Here is a 22,845-nt window from a genome sequence, read left to right as displayed (position 1 = left end):
TTCAGCCATAGCACTTTTCATCCGCTTGCGCGTCACGTGACATCGGCTGCGGGAGGTTCTTGTCCACCCAGAACGGGTTTCTCGCCTTCGCGGTGGACGACGCTCTACGCGTCGGCAGCCGCCATGGTCGCGGTAGGACCCCCGCCGACCAGTTGCTCGACGGCTCGAGGTTTCGGCTGTTCAGCGGGCTTGCTGTCCACCGTGGCGATCAGGTACGCGCACGCCCCGGCCCCCGCGATCAGGACAGCGATGAGTGTGTGAATGCGCGCTCTGCGCAACAGATGCCGGACGTGCCAAGCGTGGATCAAAGCCAACAACCTGGTCCGGAGCCCACGGTAGTAGGCGATATTGGCCCTGGCGTCCTGCAACGCGAGTTCCAGCAGGGCACGCTCGTGCGGCCTGTCCTCGACGGCCATCGCACGGGCGACCTCGCCGGCGATGCGTTGATGCAGTTCGGACTGCTGCTGCAGGTCCGCCACGCGCGTTCCGTTCGGGCCGAAGAAATTCTCGGGCGACCGCGCGATGAGCCGGACCAGCCCGGCCAGGTGCGTCATCTCGCGATCGTCCAAGTCCATCAACGTGCTGACCGGCGGCGTCAGCGCGTCGCTGGTCACCCAGATCGCCCAGCACACGGCCATCAGCGCGATGGCGAGCCCCACCACCGCCGCGGTGATATGCCACGTCCCGTGCAGTCTGCCCAGTGCGGCGAGCGGCGCCGTGCCGATCAGCAACGCTCCGATGGCGGCGGCCGCACCCACCGTCCATCGGGCGACCGCGCGCATGTCGGCGATCGCGTCGAGGGGCGAGGGCAATCGGTCAGCAGACGCACCGCCGTCGGTGCCGGTCATCTGGAGGACTCGGTGCCATCGCGGGCGTCGTCCAGCGACTTCGTCACCTCGATCGGGCCGAGATCGGGAACCTGACCGTAGGGAATCCAGTTGGAATCCACCGTCGCGTCGGCCCCGTCGGGCAAGTAATAGACTTGGCCGCGAATAATTCTCACCGATTGGGCCGGACCGTCCATGGGATCATTGGGCACTCGAAGAGTGTGACACGGCGGCGCGGTCCGCGATACATAGTTGCGGCGATGAAACGTTCATCCCGAGCAATGCGATGGAGAACATGGCAGCGCGGCATGACTGTGTGTCGAGCCGTTCGGCCGCAATTGATTCACGGAGGGGGCGGCACGATGTCGGTCGAGTCGAGCAGCCGGGCGAATTCCGTCTCACGGGCAGCGGCTGTCCTGCGGATCGAAGATTCGTTCGTCCAATTGGATACCGGCAATGCGACTTTTCGGCACAGTGTCGGCGGCCTGACCCTCGAGGCGGCTTCGTTGCTGGCCGAACTGACCGAGCAACGCGCCCGGCACTCGGTCCGTCCCAGCCTGATCCATGAGGTCGGCACGGCGCTGGGTGAGTCGTTCCTGGACGGACAGGCCGGGGTGGCGCTGGCGGCGACGCTCGCCGAGGCGGCGACGCTCGGCCACGAGTTCCATTTGTCGATCGAGACGGAATCGGCTCGGCTCAGCCATCTTCCCTGGGAAGCCCTCGTCCTGCCGGACGCCGCCGAGCGCCATACGCCACGCGAGCCGTTGGGGTTGCACCCGGGGGTATTCGTGCACCGTGGTGTGACGCGCACGACGCCCGCGGCGGTGGCGGACGCGGAGACATCGAGCGTGGACCGGCCGACCCGCTTTCGAATCGTGGTGGCGATCGCCTCACCGGAGAACGGGCGGGGATCGTTGCTGAACTACGAAGCCGAGCTGGAGCACGTGCTGGCCGCCTTGTCCCCGGCGATCGACTCCGGTGCGATCGATGTCGAGATTCTCAATTGGGGGACGGCAGACGCGATCCGCGCGGCACTGGCCGAGCGGCCGACAGACATTCTGCATATCTCCTCGCACGGCATCCCGGGGTATCTGTGTCTGGAGACCGCGACCGGCGATGACGACCTGATCGACGCCGACGGTGTCATCGCCCGCATCCTGCCCGAAGGCCGGGCGGTGCCCTTCTTGATGCTGTCGGCCTGTCATACCGGACGCGCGGCGCGCACGGTCGGCGCCGATGCTTCGGACGCGGCGTCCGCGCTGGCGGCCTCGTTGGTCGCGCACGGCGCGCCGGGCGCCGTAGCCATGACCGACGAGGTGTCGGATCGGTTTTCCACCGCGCTGGCGCACCAGTTCTACCGCGCGGTGGCCGCGGATCCCACCGGCGATCCGGTGGACACCTTCTGTCGGACGCGACGAGAACTCGCCCAGCGATTCGCCGACGACCCCGCGAACGCACGGCTGGCCGCGGAGTGGGTCATCCCGACGGTCTTCGCGCCACACGATACGAGTCGTCCACGCCGAAGCTTGTTGCTGGCGAAAGCGACGCAGACCCGTCCCGGTACGGTGGGCGGTCGCCCTGACTTCGTCGGGCGCCGTGCGGAACTCCGTGGACTGGTGGGCATAGTGACGTCGCCCCACCCTTGGGTGGTGGTGTCCGGCTTGAGTGGAATCGGCAAGACGGCACTCGCTCGTGAGACCGTTCGCCTCCTCGGCACCGACGCCGGCCATGTCGCCTGGGTCACCGACCATCACTCCCCCGACCGGATCCTCGACTCCATCTGGGGCCAATTGTGTAGCGGACCGCACCGGGAAGCCTTCATCTCCTGGGCCCGGGACGACGATCCGACGGACGGCTGGCGCAGGAGGCTCGGCGGCATGCAGTCCAAAGTCCTTTCGCGACAGCGGATTACCCTGGTACTCGACGGTGTGGATGCGAACCTGACCGAAGACGCGAGTTCGGACTTCCGCTTGGATGCCGAAACATCGGAATTCATCGAGCATTGGACGAGCTGCGGTAGAAATGCCGGCTTGATCATCACCAGCCGTAAGGCTCTGTCCGCGGCCGCCGGATCGTTCGTGCGGCTGCACCAGCGGTTCCTGGGCCCACTGTCGAACGCCGAGACCGCCAAACTGATCCTCGATCTGCCCGCCATCGCCGAGGCGCTGGCTCGCAACCCGAGAAACCGCGCGTCCATCGACTGGGTCGGTGGACACGCCGGTGCGCTGCGGCGGATCGACGAATTCCTCGCGAGTTCCGAGGTGTCGGTCGACGAAGCGGTGGATCTGGCACTTCGGCAAGTCGGTGTGGACAGCGAGCTCGACCGGGTGGTGGCGCGGTGGACCGCGGACGACCCGGTCGGCCGACTGGTGCACGGCCTCACGGTCTATCGGATGCCGGTGGACCGAGTCGGTCTGAATTGGCAGGCAGCGGAGGATGCCCCGGAGACGGTCGATGACGTCCTCCTCACGGCGGAGCGGCCGCACGCGCATACGGTCACGATGACGCAGCCCGCCGCCGGTAGGCGCACGCCGCTGGAGCAGCAGCGCGAGCGAGCGCTCCGAACAGCGCTCAGCTGGAGTCTGGTCTACAGCGGTTTCGATCCGGACGGCGACAACCAGGTGTATTCGGTGCCGAATGCCGTGAAGGTGTTTCTCACGGAGGCGAGCAACCAGGGCGTCCGGCGCGCGCACCTTCGTGCGGCCAACTATTGGCGGTGGCGGGAAGATCGGCGGATGGACGAGGACGACTTCGAGTTGTCCGACGCGACCTGCGTCGATGAGATTCACTACCATCTCTTGTGCGGTGACAGCCCGGACGCGGCGTCCAAGGTGGTGGACGAACTCGTCCTCGCGTTGTTCAGCGTAGGAACCCCGGATGCCGCGGAGAAGGTGATCCTGCTGACCCGGGACTTGATTCGCCGGGCCGGCACCCCCGCCACGGAACGGTGCGGAGCACTCCTGTCCGCCAGTACCGCGTACAGCATCTTGCGCAGGCCGCAGGAAGCCGTTGCCCAAGGCCGCCGCGCGATCGAGGTAGCGCGAGAAACCGGCGATCCGATTCTCGAAGCGGTCTGCTCCTTGGTCGTCGCCGCCTACCTCCAGCGCGCCGGTGACCACGCGGCGGCGATCGAACTGATCGAGGACAGCCTCGCCCAGAACGAGGGCGAACAAGACCTCGTCCTGCAGGCCTACGGATGTGCGCTGGCGAGCACGGTGGCCGGGGAGGCCGGCGATTTCGACGGAGTCTTGCGGTTGGCCGGTCAGGCATTGGAATTGGCCGGGCGAGCGGACACCTCGCGTCGATCGGCGTCGGGATTGCAACGCGTGCAGTCGCTCGCCCAGACGGTCGCTTACGGGGCCGATTCCAGGTCGAGGGCACTCCCGGAGTCGAGGGGATTCCTCGAGATCGTCGGCGCGGAAGCCGAACTCATGGCGGTGCTTCAGCTCGGCTCCGTGCACCTGATGCGCGGCAACACGGCCGACGCGGAGCGGGCTGCCCGACGCGCGACAGAGCTGTCGAGCGATTTCCCGATGCCGTTCTATGTAGCGGCGGCGACCTTTCTCACCGGTAGCGTCGAGCTGGTAGGCGGGAAGATCGACCTCGCCGAAGAGACGCTGCGCCGGGCACGGCTACAGGCCGCGAGAATCGGTGACGGTATGACGGAAACTCGTAGCTTGCTCCTGCTCGGAGACCTGTCGAAGCAGCGAGGGGACTTTCGCGGAGCAACCGGATGGTATCGCCGCGCATTGGATATGGCCGAGCTGATCGGCAGCGACACCTTGTCCGCGTTTCTCTGCCTTTCCCTGGCCATGCAGTCGTTCGCCGATGCGGACGACGTTCCCGCCGGAGAATGGGTCGCCCGGGCGGAGAGGTACGGAAACAGCGCGGCCCACCCCGCGGTGCAGGCGGTCAAGCTTTTCGTCGCGGGTGTGGAGCTCAACTTCCAGGGCGACACCTTCGAGGCGGCCCGGGTGTTACAGACCGCACTAGACCTGCTCGCCTCGACGGGCGGGAGTGCCCTGTTCGAGGGGGAGATCCTGCGCCTCATGGCGATCAACGCGATCGAGGGTGATGATCACGACGCATTCCTGTCCACTCTCCAAGCGCTGTCGGACATCGTGGACAAGACGGGCAATCTGCCCTCGCGCGGCATGTTGCTGTTCTTCACCGCGCTCCATATGGGCGACGAAGCCGAAACGCCGGAAGATCGCGCGCAGGTGCGAGATCAACTCGACGAGGCTCGCGCGATCTTCGAGAGCATCCAAGCGCACGCGCTCGCGGCCTTGGTGCTGCAATCCACCCTCGCGTTCTCCGAAGAACTCGAGTTGACCAGTTCGGATACCTCGGAACGGGCGCAACGCATGCAGAATCTCGCTCGGGTCATCGGTGAGGGCGATTTCGTCGTCGACGCGGTGGAGCACGAAATCACGCGGGCGCTCGAGGACGACCGGGTGCCCGACGCCCGTGCGCTGCTCGACGATCTGCTCAACCGTCGCCTGCGGAGGCTGGATTCGCCTTACCGGGTCGATGTCTTGATCGGCCGCGTGCTGCACGCGGAAGGCGACCTGTCGAACGCGTGGGACCACTTTCACCGGGCACACGAGGAATCAGTGGAGCGCGAGCACTGGGGCGCGGCCGTGGAAACCGCTGTCGCCCTCGCGGACCTGGCCACCGAGGCGCAGGAACCCCGCCTTGCCATGGAAGCGGGAATCCGAGCATTCGTGATCAACGCACAACGGGACAACTATCCCATGACGCTCAGGTTGGTCGACGCACTCGCGGATCTGTCCGACCGGTACGCACAGGTGGATGAATCCTGGAGCTGGAGTCAAGGATTGGAACTCGCGGCGCGGGAATGCCCGTCGACGTTCGAGAGCGCGATCTGCTACCGCAAGCTCGGCGGCGACGCCCTCGAGCGCGAGGAGGGCGACGCCGCCGAGACTTGGCTGCTCCATTCGCTTTCGCTCAACGAAGGTTCCTCCCCCGCACACGATCTGGAGCGGCACTTTGCCCGGTCCACCCTGGCGGGACTGCTGCTGCAGCAGGAACGGCACCCCGAACTGGTCGAGGTCCTGGCAAGGGATATCGAGGAGTACGACGACGGCGACATGACCGTGATGAGCGGTGTCCGGGCGTTGCTGCCGGACGACCAGTTCCTCGAGATAGTGCGCCGGACCGTTGGCGACGCCACCTACCAACGGATCGCGAACGAGACGGAGACGCCGTGGTGGGAGCGGCGAGACTGATTCAGCAGAGCGTGCGGAAGAACTCGCGGACGTCGCCGACCAGCAGGTCCGGCGCCTCCAGCGCCGGGAAATGCCCGCCGGAGTAGAACTCCGACCAGTGGGTGATGGTGTGTGCCCGCTCGGCGAAGCGGCGGATGGCGTAGTCGCCGTCCTTGAACACCGCCACGCCGGTCGGCACGGTGCCCTTCGGCTTCGGGGCGAACATGGTCGCATCGTGGAAGCGCTCGTAGTAGAGGTTCGCGACGCTGCGGGCGGTATCGGTGAACCAATAGATGCTCACCGTGGTCAGCAGGCGATCGATGTCGACGGCCTGTTCGGGCAGGTCGTGGGATTGATCGGTCCACTCGCGGTACTTCTCCACGATCCAGCCGAGCTGGCCGGCCGGGGAATCGGCGAGCAACTGGGCGATGGTGTTCGGACGTGAGCCCTTCAGATTCATGTAGGCCGAGCCGTCGTCCTGGAACTTCTTCATCGCGCCGAGGCGGGCCTTCTCCGCGTCGGTGAGCGCGGCCATGTCGGCGGGATCCCCGGTCGGGAAGGTGACCAGCGCGTTGACGTGCACACCGAGTACGTGCTCGGTGTCGATCCGCCCCAGGGCCGGGGCGATGAAGGCGCCGTGGTCGCCGCCGTGCACGCCGTAGCGGTCGTAGCCGAGGCGGGCCATGAGCTCGGCGAGCGCTGCGGCGATCCGGCCGTCGTTCCAGCCGGGCTCGGTGAGCGGACCGGAGAAACCGTGGCCGGGCAGCGACGGGATGACCAGGTGGAAGGCGGGGGCGTCCGGGTTGCCGTGGGCGGCCGGGTCGGTGAGCGGACCGATCACATCGCGGAAGTCGGCCACCGAACTGGGCCAACCGTGCAGCAGCAGCAACGGGGTGGCGTCGTCCTGTGCCGAGCGCACATGCAGGAAGTGCACGTTCTGTCCGGCGATGGTGGTGGTGAACTGCGGATAGGCGTTCAGCTCGGCCTCCGCCGCGCGCCAGTCGAACTTCTCGGCCCAGTAGCCGGCCAGACCCTTCAGGTAGGCAGTCGGCACACCACGTTCCCAGCCGGTACCGGCCAGATCGTCGATCCAACGGGTGCGGGCCAGGCGCAGGCGCAGATCGTCCAGGTCAGCCTGCCGGATGTCGATACGGAAGGGTCGAATCTCGGTGTTCGTCATACCCTCGATACTTCGGGTAAAGAGGCGGCCGCCGAATCACGAGAATTCGTTATTCCGCACACGGCTCCACCGGCACCGAACCCGCGAGTGGCACACCACTGCGGCATCGGCCGAGAAGAGCTCTCCGTGGTGTGCCACTCGCGGCTGGCGCCGAGCGCTCGGTACGGGCATGATCGCGCCGTGGTCAGCCTTCCCGTATGCGGCGCCTTCGTGGGGCGGGCCGCCGAACTCGCGGCATTGCAGGACGCCTATCGGGATCCGGCGGTGCATACCGTGCTGGTCGGCGGTGAAGCGGGCATCGGCAAGTCCCGGCTGGTCGCGGAGTTCACGACGCGGCTCGGCGCCCGCACGGCGGTATTGTCCGGACGGTGTCCGGAGTTCGGCGCGAAGGGGCTGCCGTTCACACCGTTCGTGGCGGTCATGCGGGCACTGCTGCGAGAGCAGGGCGTGGAACGACTCGCGGCGCTGCTTCCGGTCTCCGAACCCGCGCTGGCGCGCTGGCTTCCCGAACTGGCCGCACGGGCGGGCGCGGCGGAGCCCGAAACCGACCGGATCCGGTTGTTCGGTGAGATCCTGACCGTGCTGGAACAGTTCTCGATGACAAAACCCCTGGTGGTGGTGCTGGAAGATCTGCATTGGGCCGACGAGGCCGGCCTGGAACTGCTCGCTTTCCTGGTGGCAAACCTCGCCGGAGGAGATTTGTTCTTGGTCGGCACCTACCGGCCTGCCGATTCCGGACCGCTGCGCAAGCTGATCGCGGGCCTGCGCCGCGACCAGGGTGTCCGCCTGCTTACTCCGCCGCCACTGACCAGGCACGAGGTGGGCAGGCAGCTGGCCGCGCTGCGCGGCGGGGAGCCGGAACCAGGGACGATCGCGCGAGTCTTCGAGCGCAGCAAGGGCATTCCGCTGTTCGTCGAGGCACTCGGTCCCGCACCCGAGGCCACGCCCGCCGAGCTGTCGGAGCTTCTGCTCGGGTATCTGTCCGACCTGCCCGATCAGGCCGCGTCGGTGTTGCGGCTCGCGGCGGCGGCAGGGTCACCGGTCCGGCACTCCCTGCTGGCTGCCGCCTCCGATCTCGGCGAGGACGCGCTCACCGCAGCCTTGCACAAGCTGGTCGGCCAGCAGCTACTGGTGCCCACCGACACCGGCTACGAGTTCCGGCACGTCCTCATCCGCGATGCCGTTTACGGCGACCTCCTACCGGCCGAACGAAAAAGACTGCACACCACACTTTCCCGCGCATTGCTCGCGTGCCGGAACCGCGACTCGGACCACTGCCCCTCCGGCGAGCTGGCCTACCACGCGTATGCCGCCGGTGAGCTGCCGCTGGCACTCGAGGCCGCGTGGGATGCGGCGGCGAACGCGGAGAGCGTCGGCGCACAACGCGTGCAGGTGCGGCACCTGGACCAGGTACTCGAACTGTGGGATCGAGTGCCGGAAGCGGCGCGCCGAGTGGACGCCGACCGGATCGATGTCGTAGAAGCAGTCGTGGCGGCGTGCTACCGCGGCGGCGTCGTCGAGCGGGGGATCACGGCGGCGGACGAGGCGCTGTCGGCCCTCGATGCGGCCACCGACCCGGAGCGCGCCGCCCGGCTGCATCACTACCGCGCCGGACTGCGCAATCAGAGCAGCAGCGGTGGCGAAGACGACCTGCTCGCGGCGCTGGCATACCTCCCGCCGGACCGGCCGAGCCTGCTGCGCGGCGAGGTGCTCGCCGAACTCGCCGCGACGCGCGTGTTCAGCGGTGCGGCGGCTGCCGCCGAGAACGATGCGCGCGCCGCCGTCGAGGTGGCCGAACAGCTGGGGGCCGAGCCGCTGGCCGCGCGCGCTTACGCGTATCTCGGGCTGGCCACCGCGGATCGTCGGGAAGTCGCCATGGCGCATTTCGAACGGGCGCACGCCGCCGCGAAGGCCGCGGGAGATCCGGTGACGCTGCTGACCGTGGTGCTGTGGGAGTCGGCGCTGCTGGTGTCGGCAGGCGCCAACGAGGCCGCCATCGCCGCGATCCAGCAGGGGCTGCGGGCCGCGCACGAGACCTATCGATTCGCCGAGGCCGCACCGATCCTGCTGGTCAAATGGGCTCAGGCGCTCACCGCCCTCGGTCGCTGGAACGAGGCACTCGATCTCATCGACGAATCGCTGACCGAGCGGTTGCCGCCGTTGAGCACCGCCGCGCTGCTGCTGTGCCATGCCGAAATCATGCTGGCGCGGGGTGACGCGGACGCCGCGGCGACGAGCGCGGCGACCGCGCAGCCCTTGCTCGGAGATCGCAAGTGGGCCAGGCAATACCAGATCCGGCTGCACACCGTGCAATCCGAGATCGCCCGCGCGGCGGGCAACCCGCAGCGCGCCGCCGAGATCGGCGCGGCGACGTTGGCCGCCGACGATCTGGGCGCGCACCATCACGAGGCGTGGGCGCTGGCCGACGCGGTCGCCCGAACGCGTTGCGCCCCGATGGTTCTCGGTTCCGTCACGGCAAAGCTGCCGGTGACCACCGCGGTCGACGCCGCATACCGAAATTCCTGCCACGCGGTGCGCAGTGGCCGTGCCGCCGACTGGGCCGCGGCGGTCTCTTCCTGGCGCACCCTGCGTCAGCCGTACGAGCTGGCGCGCAGTCTGCTCGAATCCGGGGAAGCGGAACTTGCCGCGGGCGATCGCACGGCAGCGCGCGACGCACTGCGATCCGTTCTCGAGCTGGCGGACGAATTGGCGGCGGCGCCACTCGCCGAGCAAGCCAGGCAGCTTGCCGACCGCGCCGGGATCGTGCTCGCCGACGCCGGGGACCGGCCGGCCACGGCCCAACCCGCGAGCACCGCGGGCCTCACTCCGCGGGAACTCGAGGTGCTACGGCTGGTGTCAACAGGCGCGAGCAACCGTCGGATCGGGGCCGAGCTGTTCATCAGCGCCAACACCGCGGGCGTGCACATCTCGCGCATCCTCACCAAGCTCGGCGCGTCCAGCCGCACCGAGGCGGCGGCGATCGCGCGGGAACGCGGATTGCTGGGGACCGCGGGATGACAGTCGATCGCGGAGCACCGGGCGCCGCGGTCACGCTGGAGTTCGGCCTGTCGGTGGCACGACCGAAGCGGTGTGCGATGCGCTCGGCGGTTCCGGCAAGATCTCGCCGAGTGACCTCGGCCTGCATCAGGCGGGGAATACCGGTCCTACGCCCGGCGTCCGATCCGTAAGATACAGTAAGTCGAACATGTCTCGAAAGGACGGGCTGATGCGGTCGACCTTGCTGTCCCGGCGCGATCTCGATTTCCTGCTCTACGAATGGCTGGACGTCGAGGGGCTCACCAAGCGCGCGCGGTATGCCGAGCACTCGCGGGAAACCTTCGACGCCGTGCTCGACCTCAGCGAGCAGCTCGCCACCAAGTACTTCGCGCCGCACAACAAGCTCAACGACGCCAACGAACCCACCTTCGACGGCGAACGGGTGACCATCATCCCGGAGGTCGGGCAGGCGCTGGCCGCCTTCGCCAAAGCGGGACTGCCCTCGGCTGCAATGGATTACGAGCTCGGCGGCGCACAGCTGCCCGCGACCGTCGCGCAGGCGAGCTACGCCTGGTTCCAGGCGGCCAACCCGGGTACCGCGGGCTACCCGTTCCTCACCGTGGCCAACGCGAATCTGCTCATCGCCCATGGCCCGGAGCATGTCGAGAAGTTCGTCGAGCCCATGCTCGCGGGCCGCTTCTTCGGCACCATGTGCCTGTCGGAGCCCCAGGCCGGTTCGTCGCTGGCCGACATCGTCACCCGCGCCGAACCGCAGGGCGACGGCACGTATCGCCTGTTCGGCACCAAGATGTGGATCTCGGGCGGCGATCACGAACTCGGCGAGAACATCGTGCACCTGGTGCTGGCCAAGATTCCCGGCGGACCGGCGGGCACCAAGGGCATCTCGCTGTTCGTCGTGCCCCGCTTCCTGGTCGGCGACGACGGCGCGATCGGCGAACGCAACGACGTCGCCCTGGCCGGGCTCAACCACAAGATGGGCTTCCGCGGCACGGTCAACACCGTGCTGAATTTCGGCGAGGGCCGCTGGACGCCGGGCGGCGCGCCCGGCGCGGTCGGCTACCTGGTCGGCGAGCCGCATCGCGGGTTGACCTACATGTTCCACATGATGAACGAGGCGCGCATCGGCGTCGGCCTGGTCGCCACCGCGCTCGGCTACACCGGATACCTCGAGTCGCTCGACTACGCCCGCACGCGCACGCAGGGCCGCGCCAAGCTCCCCGCCGACCCGTCCGCACCGCAGCGGCCGATCATCGAGCACGCCGACGTGAAGCGCATGTTGCTGGCGCAGAAGTCCTATGCCGAAGGCGCCCTGGCGCTGGTGCTCTATTGCGCGCGACTGGTCGACGAGCAGCGCACCGCCGACTCCGAGGAGGACCGCCGTGCGATCACCCTGCTGCTGGATATCCTGACCCCGATCGCCAAGAGCTGGCCCTCACAGTGGTGCCTGGAGGCCAACAGCCTCGCGATCCAGGTGCTCGGCGGCTACGGCTACACCCGCGAATACAACGTCGAGCAGCACTACCGGGACAACCGGCTCAACCCGATCCACGAGGGCACGCACGGCATTCAGGGCCTGGACCTGCTGGGACGCAAAGTGACCCAGCAGGGCGGCGCCGGCTTGCTCGCACTCGGTGCCAGGGTCGACGCCACCATCACCGCCGCGCGGGCGGCGGGCGGCGAGGCCGCCGAACTTGCCGCACAACTGGATTCGGCGTGGCGGCGGCTGGTCGAGGTGACCGCGGGGCTGTTCGCCTCCGGCGACATCGAGGCCGCGCTGGCCAACAGCTCGGTGTACCTGGAAGCGTTCGGGCATACCGTCCTGGCCTGGATCTGGCTCGAACAGTTCCGCGCCGCCGCGAACCATACCGGCGACTTCTACGACGGCAAGCGGCACGCGGCCCGATACTTCTACCGTTTCGAATTGCCCAAGACCGCACCGGCACTGGATCTGCTCGCCAGACTGGACACGACTACCCTGCAGATGCAGGACGCCTGGTTCTGAACACAGCCCGTTTCGATACACCGCACCGAAGATGTATCATTCTGCGGTGATCGATTCCAGTCAGCGGACCACCCGCCCTCCCGGCCGACCGGCCTCCGCGACCAGGGAACAGGTCATCGAGCTCGCTCGCCGGGCGTTCCTGTCCGGTGAGCGCGTGGACATCCAGGCGATCGCCGGGCAGCTCGGGCTCAGCCGCGCGTCGGTCTACCGCTGGTTCGGCTCCCGCGACGGGGTGCTCGGTGCGGTCCTGGCCGGGGAGTTCGAGGCGCTGCTCACCCGCGCGGACGCCCGCCGCCGTTCCACCGGCGGGCGCCGCATCCTGGACGTGCTGTACCGGGTGAACCGCTGGATGACCGACAACGAACCGTTCCGGCGCTACTTCGAGAACGAGCCGCTGTCCGGGTTGCGCATCCTGACCGCGAGCGACGGTCCGGTCCAGCCGCTGGTCGTCGGCACGGTCCGGGAGCTGATCGTCCGCGCCACGGAGGAGGACGGCTACGCCCCGCCGCTGGAACCGGCGCTGCTGGCCTACGCACTGGTCCGGCTCGGCGAGGCGTTCCTGTACAACGACAACGTCGCCGGCATCCGCGGCGACGTCGACCGGCTGCACGAGGTCCAGGCGGCGCTGCTGGGCATCCCCGAGGCGATCACGCCGTGACCGGCGCGCTGCTGCACGAGCGTTTTCCCGAGGTAGCCGACGCGCTGCCGTTCGTCCGCCTCGGCACCGCCCCGACGCCCGTACGCCGCTGCGACCTCGGCACCACGGCCGAGCTGTGGTGCAAGGACGAGAGCGGATACGGCGACGGCGGATGGGGCGGCAACAAGGTCCGCAAGCTGGAATGGCTGCTGCCGGAGGCGCGGCGACGCGGTGCGCGCACCATCCTCACGGTCGGTGGCACCGGAACCAACTGGGGACTCGCCACGGCCTTGTACGGCCGCGCCCACGGCATCGAAACCGCGCTCGCCCTGGTCGACCAGCCGGTCGACGACCACGTGCGCGCGCAGCTGCGGCGGCTGGAGAACTCCGGCGCCACTTTGTATTTCACACACAGCAAACTGCGCACGATCCTCGCGGCACCGTGGCTGTATCTGCGCCGCATCAGTGCGGGCAAGCGCCCGTACCTGCTGCCCGCGGGCGGGTCGTCGCCGGTCGGTGCCCTGGGCTACGTCGAGGCGGCGTGTGAACTCGCGACCCAGGTCGCCGCGGGTGAACTCCCCGAGCCCCGGCACATCGTCACCGCCGTCGGATCCGGCGGCACCGCCGCCGGCCTCGCACTCGGCCTGCGGCTGGCCGGGCTGCGCACGCGCGTCGTCGGCGTCGTCGTCAACGACGCGCTCCCCCTCGACGCACAGCACATCGTCCGCCTCGCCGGACGGACCGAGCGCCTGCTGCGCGCCCGCGGAGCGCGCTTCGCGCCGACCGGGCTGCGGCCCGAGGACGTCACGATGACCACCGACTGGCTCGGCCCCGGCTACGGCCACACCACACCCGCCGCCCGCGAAGCCGAGCAGCGCGCCGCACAGGCCGGACTACACCTGGAGACCGTCTACACCGCCAAAGCGCTCGCCGCGCTGCTCTCGCTGGACCAGGCAGGCGTCTTCGGCGCAGGGCCGGTGCTGTTCCTCAATACTTACGGTCCGCGCCCGTAGATTCGCACCGCGCGGGCCGCGCGACCCCGCTTTCGAATCGCTGTGATCGAAATTCGGCCGCCCGCGTCCTATGTGGCGTATTGGCCGGACCGCCGCGCATATCGCCAGGTCGGGCCGCGAAGCACACGGCGCAATAACATCCCCTGATTTTCGTCGGTGCCGACGCCGGCAAATCCACGGCCGCAATCCCGTTATCGTCGCTATTCGTGCAGGTCAGCGACAGTAAGGCGGAGAAAGTGGCAGCGGAACCCACGCCGGTGCGGCAATTGCGCGCCGATCAGGCGCGGCGGGTGGCCGACATCTTGCGCCACCAACTGCACGCGGGCGCCTTCGACGGAGCGCTGCCGAGTGAACAGGAACTCGCCGCCGAATACGGTGCCTCGCGCAATACCGTCCGCGACGCCTTGGCGCTGTTGAAGGACGAGGGCTTGATCGACCGGGCGCCCAAGGTGGGCACCCGGGTAGCCACCCGCAAGTACGACCACGGCCTGGACGCGCTGCTGGGCTTGCAGGAGACCTTCAAGGGCCACGGCACCGTGCGCAACGAGGTGCGCGCGGCGATGCACGTCGCCGCACCGCCCGCCGTCGCCCGCAGGCTCGGTCTCGCACCGGGCGAGCGCGTGGTCTACCTGGAGCGCCTGCGCTACCTCGCAGATCTGCCGCTGAGCCTCGACCTGACCTACCTCGTGCCCGACATCGGCACCGAGGTACTCGGCCACGACCTCGAGCACACCGACGTCTTCGTCCTGCTGGAACGCATCAGCGGCCATTCGCTCGGCTCGGCCGACCTCGCCTTGGAAGCGGTGCCCGCCGACCCGCACACCGCCTCCACCCTCGACGTCCCCGGCGGCGCGCCGCTGCTGATGCTGGAACGACTGACCCGGCTCGACGACGGCCGCCCGGTCGACCTGGAGTACATCCGCATGCGCGGCGACCGCATCACCATGCGCGGCAGCCTCACCCGCAGCACTCCCGAATGGAAGGTCCTCTAGATGGCACTCGTGAACCAGCGCGCCGACATCCCCGTCACCATCGACGAGTCGCTGTGTATCCAGGGATGCACGCTGTGCGTCGAGATCTGCCCGCTCGACTCGCTGGCCATCAACCCCGACAACGGCAAGGCCTTCATGCACGTGGACGAGTGCTGGTACTGCGGTCCGTGCGCGGCCCGCTGCCCCACCGGCGCCGTCACCGTCAATATGCCCTACTTGCTCCGCTGATCTGGAAGACCGATGAAAGCAAAACTCGTCCCCGTCCTGCTCGCCGCCGCCCTCGCGCTGACCGGGTGCTCGCTGGAGCAGACCGACGCCACCCCCGCCGGCACCGTCAAGGTGGTCGTCGGCTACCAGTCCAAGACCATCAACACCGTCACCGCGGGAACCCTGTTGCGCGCGCAGGGCTACCTCGAGCAGCGCCTACAGAAGATCACCGACAACGGCGGCGCGAAGTACCAGGTCGAGTGGCAGGACTACGACACCGGCGCGCCGATCACCGCGCAAATGGTGGCCGAGAAGATCGACATCGGATCGATGGGCGACTACCCGTTGCTGATCAACGGCTCCCGCACCCAAGCCAACGAGCGCGCGCGCACCGAACTGGTGTCGGTCACCGGGTACAACCCCAAGGGCGCGCTGAACATGGTGGTCGTGCCGAACGATTCGGCCGCCACCGGCATCGGCGACCTGGCCGGGCAGAAGATCTCGGCCAGCGTGGGCTCGGCCGGGCACGGCACGCTGGTGCAGGCGCTGTCGCGGGCCGGGATCGATCCGGCCAAGGGCATGGAGGTGCTGAACCAGCAGCCGCAGGTCGGCGCGACCGCCCTGGAGTCCCGCCAGGTGGGCGCGCTGTCGCAGTTCGTCGCGTGGCCCGGTCTGGTCGTCTTCCAGAACAAGGCCAAGCTGCTCTACGACGGCGCCGAACTCGGCGTGCCGACCTTCCACGGCGTGGTGGCCCGGCGCGCGTACGCCGCCGATCACCCGGAGGTGCTCCAGGCGTTCCTCGGCGCACAACTGGACGCCACCCAGTTCCTGCAGGAGAAGCCGTTCGAGGCCGCGAAGATCGTCGCCGACGGGTCCGGACTGCCCCAGGAGGTGGTGTACCTCTACAACGGTCCCGGCGGAACGAGTTTCGACACCACGCTCAAGACGAGCCTGAGCGCGGCGCTCAAAGGTGATGTGGCGTACCTGAAGTCGATCGGCGACTTCGCGGAGCTGGACATCGACCGGTTCGTCGACGACGCCGCGCTGCGCAAGGCGTTCGCGGAGACCGGCCGCGACTACGACCGCGATCTGGCCTCCACCACCAACCCCACCCGGGTCACCGGCACCGACCCTGTCTGCGGCACCGCGGCGGAGAACCCCGTACTGGCCGGCGAACTCTGGCTGGACGGCGCGCCGAAGCCGCAACCGGCCGCGGACCCGACCTGCCTGCTGCGCGCGATCCAGGCCGCGAAAGCGCAGGGTAAGACGATCCGCGCCGCCTACATCCCGGATACCGAACTCGGCACGCGGTGGTTCGCCGACAAGTCGATCTGGCTGCGTGACGGCGCCGCCTACCTGCCCTTCACCACCGCTGCCGCCGCGCAGCGCTACCGGCAGGCGCATCCGTCCGCCATTCCGGTCACCTACGACCAGGCCGTCACGGAAGTACGCGGATGACCAGCGAACTCACCGCCCCGGCCGTGCGAGCCGCGGCGCAACCCGTCGCGACCCGAGCGGACGCCGCCCCGGCCCCGCGGTCGGCATGGCGCTCGCGCCTGCTGCGGGTCGCCTCGGTCGCCGTCGCGGTCGGTCTGTGGCAGCTGCTCACGGTCAACAACGTGCGGGCGGGCCTGCGGTTCGACACGCTGCCCACCGTCACCGAGATCGTCGCCGAATTCGGCACGCAGTTGCGCGCCGACCAGTACTACCTGGATATCGCGCAGTCGCTGCTGCGGATCGTCACCGGCTTCGGCCTGGCCGCGGTGGTCGGCGTGCTCGCGGGCATCGGCCTGGGCCGGTCGCGGATGCTCGCCGACACCTTCGGCCCGCTGGCCGAACTGGTCCGGCCGATTCCGGCTATCGCCTTGGTTCCGGTCGCGATCCTGCTGTTCCCCAGCGACGAGTCCGGCATCGTGTTCATCACCTTCACCGCGTCGCTGTTCCCGGTGCTGGTCAGCACCCGGCACGCGGTGCGGGCGCTGCCCACGATCTGGGAGGACGCGGTGCGCACGCTGGGCGCGTCCCGGCTGGACGTGCTCGCGCGCGTGGTGGTTCCCGGCATTCTGCCCGGCGTCTTCAGCGGACTGTCGGTCGGCGTCGGCGTGGCGTGGATCTGCCTGATCTCCGCCGAGATGATCTCCGGGCGCCTTGGCGTGGGCTACCGCACCTGGCAGGCGTACACCATCGTGGACTATCCGGCGGTGTTCGTCGGCATGATCACCATCGGCGTCCTCGGTTTCGCGACATCGGGGCTGGTCGAGCTGGCCGGCCGCCGCATCACCCGCTGGCTGCCCAGGGAGGTCGAAGCATGACCACGATGATCGACGCACCGGCATCGACCGGAATGCGTCTGAGCCTCACCGGCGTCCGGATCGCCTTCGGCGGCGAACCGGTGCTCGACGGACTGGACTTGGCGATCGCGCCGGGGGAAATCCTCGTCGTGGTCGGCAAATCCGGGTGCGGCAAGTCGACCTTGCTGCGCGCGATCGCCGGACTGCGCGTCCCGGAAGGGGGCGCCATCCTGGCCGACGGCGATCCCGTCACCGGCCCGGCGGCCGACCGCGCCCTGGTCTTCCAGGACGACGCGTTGCTGCCGTGGCGCACCGTGCGGCAGAACATCGAACTCGCCCTGCGCCTGCGCGGCACACCCCGCGCCCAGCGGCGCTCCACCGCCCTGCACTGGGTGGACGAGGTCGGGCTCACCGGATACGCCGACTACCTGCCCCGCGACCTGTCCGGCGGCATGCGCCAGCGCGTCCAGCTCGCGCGCAGCCTGGCCGCCGCGCCGCGCGCGGTGCTGATGGACGAGCCGTTCGGCGCACTGGACACCCAGACCAGAGAAACCATGCAGCGCCTGCTCATCCAGACCTGGCGCGCCCACCCCACCACCATCGTCTTCGTCACCCACGATCTCGACGAGGCCCTGCTGCTCGGCGACCGCATCGCGGTGCTCGGCGGCGGCACGCTGCGGGCGCTGGTGCCGGTGCCCAGCCCGCGGGACGCGATCGATCGGTCCGCGACGAAGGCCGAGATCTTGGAGAGACTGTGAACATTCCGCCGCTGTCGGAACGGATTCGGCTGGACTGCGACGTCCTCGTCATCGGCGGCGGCACCGCGGGCACGATGGCCGCGCTCACCGCGGCCGAGCAGGGCGCGAACGTGCTGCTGCTGGAGAAGGCGCACGTGCGGCACTCCGGTGCGCTGGCCATGGGCATGGACGGCGTGAACAACGCCGTGATCCCCGGCAAGGCCGAACCGGAGGACTACGTCGCCGAGATCACCAGGGCCAATGACGGCATAGTCGACCAGCGCACGGTGTACCAGACCGCGACGCGTGGTTTCGCCATGGTGCAGCGGCTCGAGCGCTACGGCGTGAAGTTCGAGAAGGACGAGTACGGCGAGTACGCGGTGCGCCGGGTGCACCGCTCCGGCTCGTACGTGCTGCCCATGCCCGAGGGCAAGGACGTCAAGAAGGCGCTGTATCGCGTGCTGCGCCAGCGCAAGATGCGCGAGCGGATCCGCATCGAGAACCGGCTCATGCCGGTGCGCGTGCTCACCGACAACGGACGCGCCGTCGGCGCCGCCGCCCTGCACACTCGCACCGGCGAATTCGTCGCCGTCGGCGCCAAGGCGGTGATCCTGGCGACCGGACCGTGCGGCAGGCTAGGGCTGCCCTCCAGTGGATACCTGTACGGCACCTACGAGAATCCGACGAACGCCGGCGACGGCTACTCGATGGCCTACCACGCGGGCGCCGAACTCAGCGGCATCGAGTGCTTCCAGATCAATCCGCTGATCAAGGACTACAACGGCCCGGCCTGCGCGTACGTCGCCAATCCCTTCGGCGGCTACCAGGTCAACGCCGACGGCGAACGCTTCGTCGACTCCGACTACTGGTCCGGCCAGATGATGGCCGAGGTCAAGCGGGAGATCGAATCCGCCCGAGGGCCCATCTACCTCAAGGTCTCACACCTCCCCGACGAGACGCTGAGCACCCTCGAAGGCATCCTGCACACCACCGAGCGCCCGACCCGCGGCACCTTCCACGCCAACCGCGGCCACGACTACCGCACCCACGACATCGAGATGCACATCTCCGAAATCGGCCTGTGCAGTGGACACTCCGCCTCCGGCGTGTGGGTCGACGAGCACGCGCGCACCACCGTGCCCGGCCTGTACGCGGCGGGCGATCTGGCGTGCGTGCCGCACAACTACATGATCGGCGCGTTCGTCTTCGGAGATCTCGCCGGCGCGCACGCGGCGTCCACGCTGGAGGAGGTCACGGCCCCGGCCGAGCTGCCCGAGGACCAGCTCACCGACGCGCACGAGCTGATCTACCGCCCGCTGCGCCATCCGGACGGGCCGCCGCAGCCGCAGGTCGAATACAAGCTACGCCGTTTCGTGAACGACTATGTGGCGCCGCCCAAGACGGCCACGAAGCTGGCCATCGCGGTGGAGACCTTCGACCGGATGCGGGGAGAGATCGAGGGCATCGGCGCGCGCACCCCGCACGAGCTGATGCGCGCGGTGGAGGTGTCGTTCATCCGCGACTGCGCCGAGATGGCCGCCCGCAGCTCACTGACCAGGACAGAATCCCGTTGGGGCCTCTACCACGAGCGCGCCGACCTACCCGAACGCGACGATGTCGAATGGCGATACCACCTCAACCTGCGCAAGAACCCCGACGGAACCATGGCGTTCCTGAAACGGCCGGTGGCGCCGTACCTGGTTCCGGTGCCCGGGCTCGACGACCTGCCCTCGGCCGATGCCGAAGCGGTGCCGGTGCACCAGCCGCACCACATCGCAGGCCGTGCGCCGCATACCGGCGTCGCCGCTGAGCAGGATCGGGCCGGAGCCGGTGCTGCACAGCCCGCGACTCCCCCATCGCCCAGGATCGTCGCGCTGCTCGCGCTCGACGAGCCCACCGTGGCGCAATTGTCGGCCTATCTGACGGATCCGGACGCCGGCGTACGAGCCGCGGCGATCTCGGTGCTCACCGAGCACACCCCCGAGGGTTTCGCGACCGCCCTCGGCGACGCCTTGGACGACGAGGCGGCCGCGGTCCGGCGCGCGGCCGCGGCGAGCCTGCGGGAACTCGTCGAGGTCTTGCCCTCCGCGATCGGGCTTTCCGACCGGCTCGGTTCGGCCGACCCGATCGTGCGATCCACCGTGCTCGATCTGTTGCGCGCCCTGCGGGCGGGCGACTCGGCGCAGTATCGCGCCGCACTGGCGGACACGGACCATCGCGTGCGCATCGAGGCGGTCCGCGCGCTGGTCTCGCTGAACGACCGCGACGGCGTCGCCACCGTAGCCGCCGACGCCAACCGGGAAGTGCGCATCGCCGTCGCCCAGGGCCTGGCCGCCATCGGCGACGGTGGCGTCGAGGCTCTCCGTCGCCTCGCCGACGACCAGGACCCGCTGGTTCGCGCCGCGGCGCTGACCGCGTTCGCCCAGTTGGGCGCCGGTTCGGCGGATGTCACGGCGCTGGCGGAGGCCTTGCGTCACTCGGCCTGGCAGATCCGGGTGGGTGCGGCGCGCGGGCTCGCAGGCGCCGACCCGGACCTCGCGGTGCCGATCCTGGCTGTGGCGCTGAACGATCCGCATCTCGACGTCCGAAAGGCGGCGGTATTGTCGCTGTCAGCGTGGCCGGAGCTGCCCGCCGCGCACGACGCGCTGCGCACCGCGATCGACGACTCCGATGCCGACGTGCGCGCGTATGCCCGGCGAGCGCTGGCCACCCAGCCCACGGCGTAGAGCAACATGGTTGCCGCAGCTCGAATAGCTGATTAGATTAGCGGCTCGACCGTTGCCGACTCGCTAGCCGGGTTATAGCCGGGCGGCGACGGTACGGCCGACGACGAGTCCGTCGCCGTTCTTCATCAGCAGCGACGGGAGTATGGCGTTGACCTTGCCGAACTGGCTGGATCTCGCCGTGCTCGGCACCCTCGTGGCCGCGGCGGTGCTCGGCTGGCGCCGCGGCGCGATCGTGGGACTGCCCGGTTTCGCGGGCGCCCTGGCAGGTGCGATTCTCGGCGCGGCGCTCTGCGCGACGGCTTTCGGCCACCTTTCCCCGGGCGCCGTAAGGCTACTGCTCGCGCTGACGGTGATCGTCGGATTGGTCGCGTTCGGCGCGATCGCCGGGCACCGGGCCGGACGCGCCGCGAGTGCGGCGGTTTCCGATCCCGTCACGCGACGCGCGGACGCGCTCTGCGGGTCCGTTCTGCATACGCTCGCGGTCCCCCTGGTGGTGTGGTTGTTCGCCGCGCCGATGGAATCCGCCACTCTGGTGCGCGATTCGGCGACCGTGCGGACCGTCGACGAGATCGCGCCGTTCTGGCTGTCCGGCCTGTCCGAGGTGCTCACCGCGCCGATCGTGGACGCCGGGCTCGCCCGGCCGCTCGCGCCACCCGACCCCGGCATCGTCGACGGGCCGCTGCCCGCCGAACTGCGCCCGAGCGTGCTTCGCGTCCAGGACCTGGCACCGACCTGCGGCGTGCGCCAATCCGGCTCCGGATTCGTCATCGCGCCGGAACGAGTGCTGACCAACGCCCACGTCGTCGCCGGATCCAGCAAGGTCTCCGTCGACGCCGCGAACGGGCCGCTCACCGCGATCGTCGTGCAGTTCGATCCGATCATGGACATCGCGGTGCTCGCCGTCCCGGGCCTCGCCGCGCCCGCCCTCACCGTCGCGCCCGAAGCCGCGGGGCCCGGCGCCGACGCGATCGCGCTCGGCTACCCGAGGGGCGGGTCCTACACCGCGTCCGCCACCCGGGTGCGCAGCCGGGCCGCGCGCCAGGTGCGCGACATCTACCGCACCGGTCTCGGTGAACGCGAGATCTACACGCTGGACGGCTCGATCCAGCACGGGAACTCGGGCGGACCGCTCGTCGACCGCGACGGCCGCGTGCTGGGCATCGTGTTCGGCGTCGACGAGAACAACAGCAGCGTCGGATTCGCCACGAGCCTGCCGGAGATTCTCGATCGTCTCGACCACTCGTGGCGATCCGACCGGGCCGTCGACACCGGCCCCTGCGCCTCCTGACCTGCGTCAGGACGCGTCGGCGACGATCACCACACCGCTCGACGCGTCGAGCAGCGGAATCGTCCGCTCCGCGGCATCGTCGACGTGCACACGCGGATGCGGGGGAAGTTCGGTCTGGTAATAGGTTCCCGGCCCGTAGAACTGGCCGTACTTCACCACCACGCCGTCGAAGTCGAGCACGGCCGCTTCGTGCTCCTGGATCACCGCGCCCCGCCCCGCGGGCGGCTCCCAGGCGATGCTCTGCGCCAGGAAGCGCTTGGCGTCGGCCGCCCGCGCGGCGGCGATCAAATTACGGGTGCCCTCGGTGCGGATACGCGCGTTCGCCTCGGCCCGCTCCGGCAGCAGCGCCGCGTCGTCCGGCAAGTCGGTGAGCTGATGCATCACCATTTCGGAGCCCCACCCGACCACCGCGGCGATCAGGGCATCCGCGTCGTAGACGTCGCACACCACCGGCTCCGCGCCCGCCGCCCGCAACTGGTCGACCTTCGCCGCCGACCGGGTCATCCCCGCGACCTCGTGCCCCGCCTCGATCAGCAGCGGAAGCAAGCGGACTCCGATTACGCCGGTCGCACCGGCCAGGAAGATGCGCACTGTATTGATTTTGCCGTGCCTGCGGCACGGCGTGTTCGCGGGGCTGTGTTTGTTTTTCCAGCGCCTGCGGCGCTGGGTGTTCGCGGCCCCCTTATGGCTCGCGTCCGA

At 69.2% G+C, this 22,845-nt stretch carries 16 protein-coding genes; 12 read left to right on the top strand and 4 right to left on the bottom strand.

The window, feature by feature from the left end; genetic code table 11:
- Positions 1 to 104 precede the first annotated feature (104 nt).
- Together ON19_RS11590 and ON19_RS11585 are read right to left on the bottom strand one after the other, a co-directional pair.
- The gene (locus tag ON19_RS11590; RefSeq protein ID WP_051168757.1) at positions 105 to 848 is read right to left on the bottom strand and encodes a hypothetical protein; all 744 of its coding nucleotides are present in this window, start codon (positions 846 to 848) and stop codon (positions 105 to 107) included.
- The gene (locus ON19_RS11585) at positions 845 to 1,039 is read right to left on the bottom strand and encodes a hypothetical protein (RefSeq protein ID WP_157229668.1); all 195 of its coding nucleotides are present in this window, start codon (positions 1,037 to 1,039) and stop codon (positions 845 to 847) included. The genes ON19_RS11590 and ON19_RS11585 overlap by 4 nt, the downstream gene beginning before the upstream one ends.
- A 150-nt stretch (positions 1,040 to 1,189) precedes the next feature.
- Here ON19_RS11585 and ON19_RS11580 point away from each other — a divergent pair, with 150 nt between their 5' ends.
- Positions 1,190 to 6,076 carry a CHAT domain-containing protein gene (locus tag ON19_RS11580; RefSeq protein ID WP_043690047.1) on the top strand — a complete coding sequence of 1,629 codons (4,887 nt, stop codon included), beginning with the start codon at positions 1,190 to 1,192 and terminating at the stop codon, positions 6,074 to 6,076.
- Between the two features lies 1 nt (position 6,077).
- Here ON19_RS11580 and ON19_RS11575 read toward each other — a convergent pair whose 3' ends face one another.
- On the bottom strand, positions 6,078 to 7,235 hold the full coding sequence (locus tag ON19_RS11575; RefSeq protein ID WP_043690044.1) for an epoxide hydrolase family protein: 1,158 nt from the start codon (positions 7,233 to 7,235) through the stop codon (positions 6,078 to 6,080).
- 180 nt (positions 7,236 to 7,415) lie between these two features.
- On the opposite strand from ON19_RS11575, the gene ON19_RS11570 reads away from it, so the two are divergent.
- The 11 genes from ON19_RS11570 (at position 7,416) to ON19_RS11520 (ending at position 22,146) form a co-directional block, all read left to right on the top strand.
- Complete coding sequence (locus ON19_RS11570; RefSeq protein WP_043690041.1) at positions 7,416 to 10,253, top strand: helix-turn-helix transcriptional regulator; 2,838 nt, start codon at positions 7,416 to 7,418, stop codon at positions 10,251 to 10,253.
- A 208-nt stretch (positions 10,254 to 10,461) separates the two neighbouring features.
- Positions 10,462 to 12,255, top strand: coding sequence for an acyl-CoA dehydrogenase (locus ON19_RS11565; protein WP_043690039.1), 1,794 nt, complete (start codon positions 10,462 to 10,464; stop codon positions 12,253 to 12,255).
- Positions 12,256 to 12,301: 46 nt separating this feature from the next.
- Complete coding sequence (locus tag ON19_RS11560; RefSeq protein WP_227954877.1) at positions 12,302 to 12,913, top strand: QsdR family transcriptional regulator; 612 nt, start codon at positions 12,302 to 12,304, stop codon at positions 12,911 to 12,913.
- Positions 12,910 to 13,905, top strand: coding sequence for a 1-aminocyclopropane-1-carboxylate deaminase/D-cysteine desulfhydrase (locus ON19_RS11555; RefSeq protein ID WP_043690034.1), 996 nt, complete (start codon positions 12,910 to 12,912; stop codon positions 13,903 to 13,905). The genes ON19_RS11560 and ON19_RS11555 overlap by 4 nt, the downstream gene beginning before the upstream one ends.
- A gap of 236 nt (positions 13,906 to 14,141) precedes the next feature.
- Positions 14,142 to 14,897 (top strand): GntR family transcriptional regulator, encoded by a 756-nt coding sequence (locus ON19_RS11550; protein WP_043690139.1) that lies wholly within the window; start codon positions 14,142 to 14,144, stop codon positions 14,895 to 14,897.
- Positions 14,898 to 15,125 carry a 4Fe-4S dicluster domain-containing protein gene (locus ON19_RS11545; protein ID WP_043690033.1) on the top strand — a complete coding sequence of 76 codons (228 nt, stop codon included), beginning with the start codon at positions 14,898 to 14,900 and terminating at the stop codon, positions 15,123 to 15,125. It begins immediately after the preceding gene.
- 12 nt (positions 15,126 to 15,137) lie between these two features.
- Positions 15,138 to 16,562 carry an ABC transporter substrate-binding protein gene (locus ON19_RS11540; protein WP_043690027.1) on the top strand — a complete coding sequence of 475 codons (1,425 nt, stop codon included), beginning with the start codon at positions 15,138 to 15,140 and terminating at the stop codon, positions 16,560 to 16,562.
- On the top strand, positions 16,559 to 17,416 hold the full coding sequence (locus tag ON19_RS11535) for an ABC transporter permease (RefSeq protein WP_043690025.1): 858 nt from the start codon (positions 16,559 to 16,561) through the stop codon (positions 17,414 to 17,416). The genes ON19_RS11540 and ON19_RS11535 overlap by 4 nt, the downstream gene beginning before the upstream one ends.
- Positions 17,413 to 18,153, top strand: a complete 741-nt coding sequence (locus tag ON19_RS11530) for an ABC transporter ATP-binding protein (RefSeq protein WP_051168755.1) — start codon at positions 17,413 to 17,415, stop codon at positions 18,151 to 18,153. The genes ON19_RS11535 and ON19_RS11530 overlap by 4 nt, the downstream gene beginning before the upstream one ends.
- Positions 18,150 to 20,858: a fumarate reductase/succinate dehydrogenase flavoprotein subunit gene (locus tag ON19_RS11525; RefSeq protein ID WP_043690023.1), complete on the top strand. Its 2,709-nt coding sequence runs from the start codon at positions 18,150 to 18,152 to the stop codon at positions 20,856 to 20,858. The genes ON19_RS11530 and ON19_RS11525 overlap by 4 nt, the downstream gene beginning before the upstream one ends.
- Before the next feature lie 142 nt (positions 20,859 to 21,000).
- Positions 21,001 to 22,146, top strand: coding sequence for a MarP family serine protease (locus tag ON19_RS11520; protein ID WP_051168754.1), 1,146 nt, complete (start codon positions 21,001 to 21,003; stop codon positions 22,144 to 22,146).
- A 6-nt stretch (positions 22,147 to 22,152) separates the two neighbouring features.
- Here the strand turns inward: ON19_RS11520 and ON19_RS11515 are convergent.
- On the bottom strand, positions 22,153 to 22,845 hold a 693-nt coding region (locus ON19_RS11515), incomplete at its 5' end, for an NAD-dependent epimerase/dehydratase family protein (protein WP_306307041.1).

Origin of the sequence: Nocardia abscessus NBRC 100374, from assembly GCF_000308455.1 — a bacterium.
Classification (GTDB): Bacteria; Actinomycetota; Actinomycetes; order Mycobacteriales; family Mycobacteriaceae; genus Nocardia; species Nocardia abscessus.
Note: the sequence above shows the minus strand (reverse complement) of the source record. Positions and strands in the feature narration are given on the sequence as shown.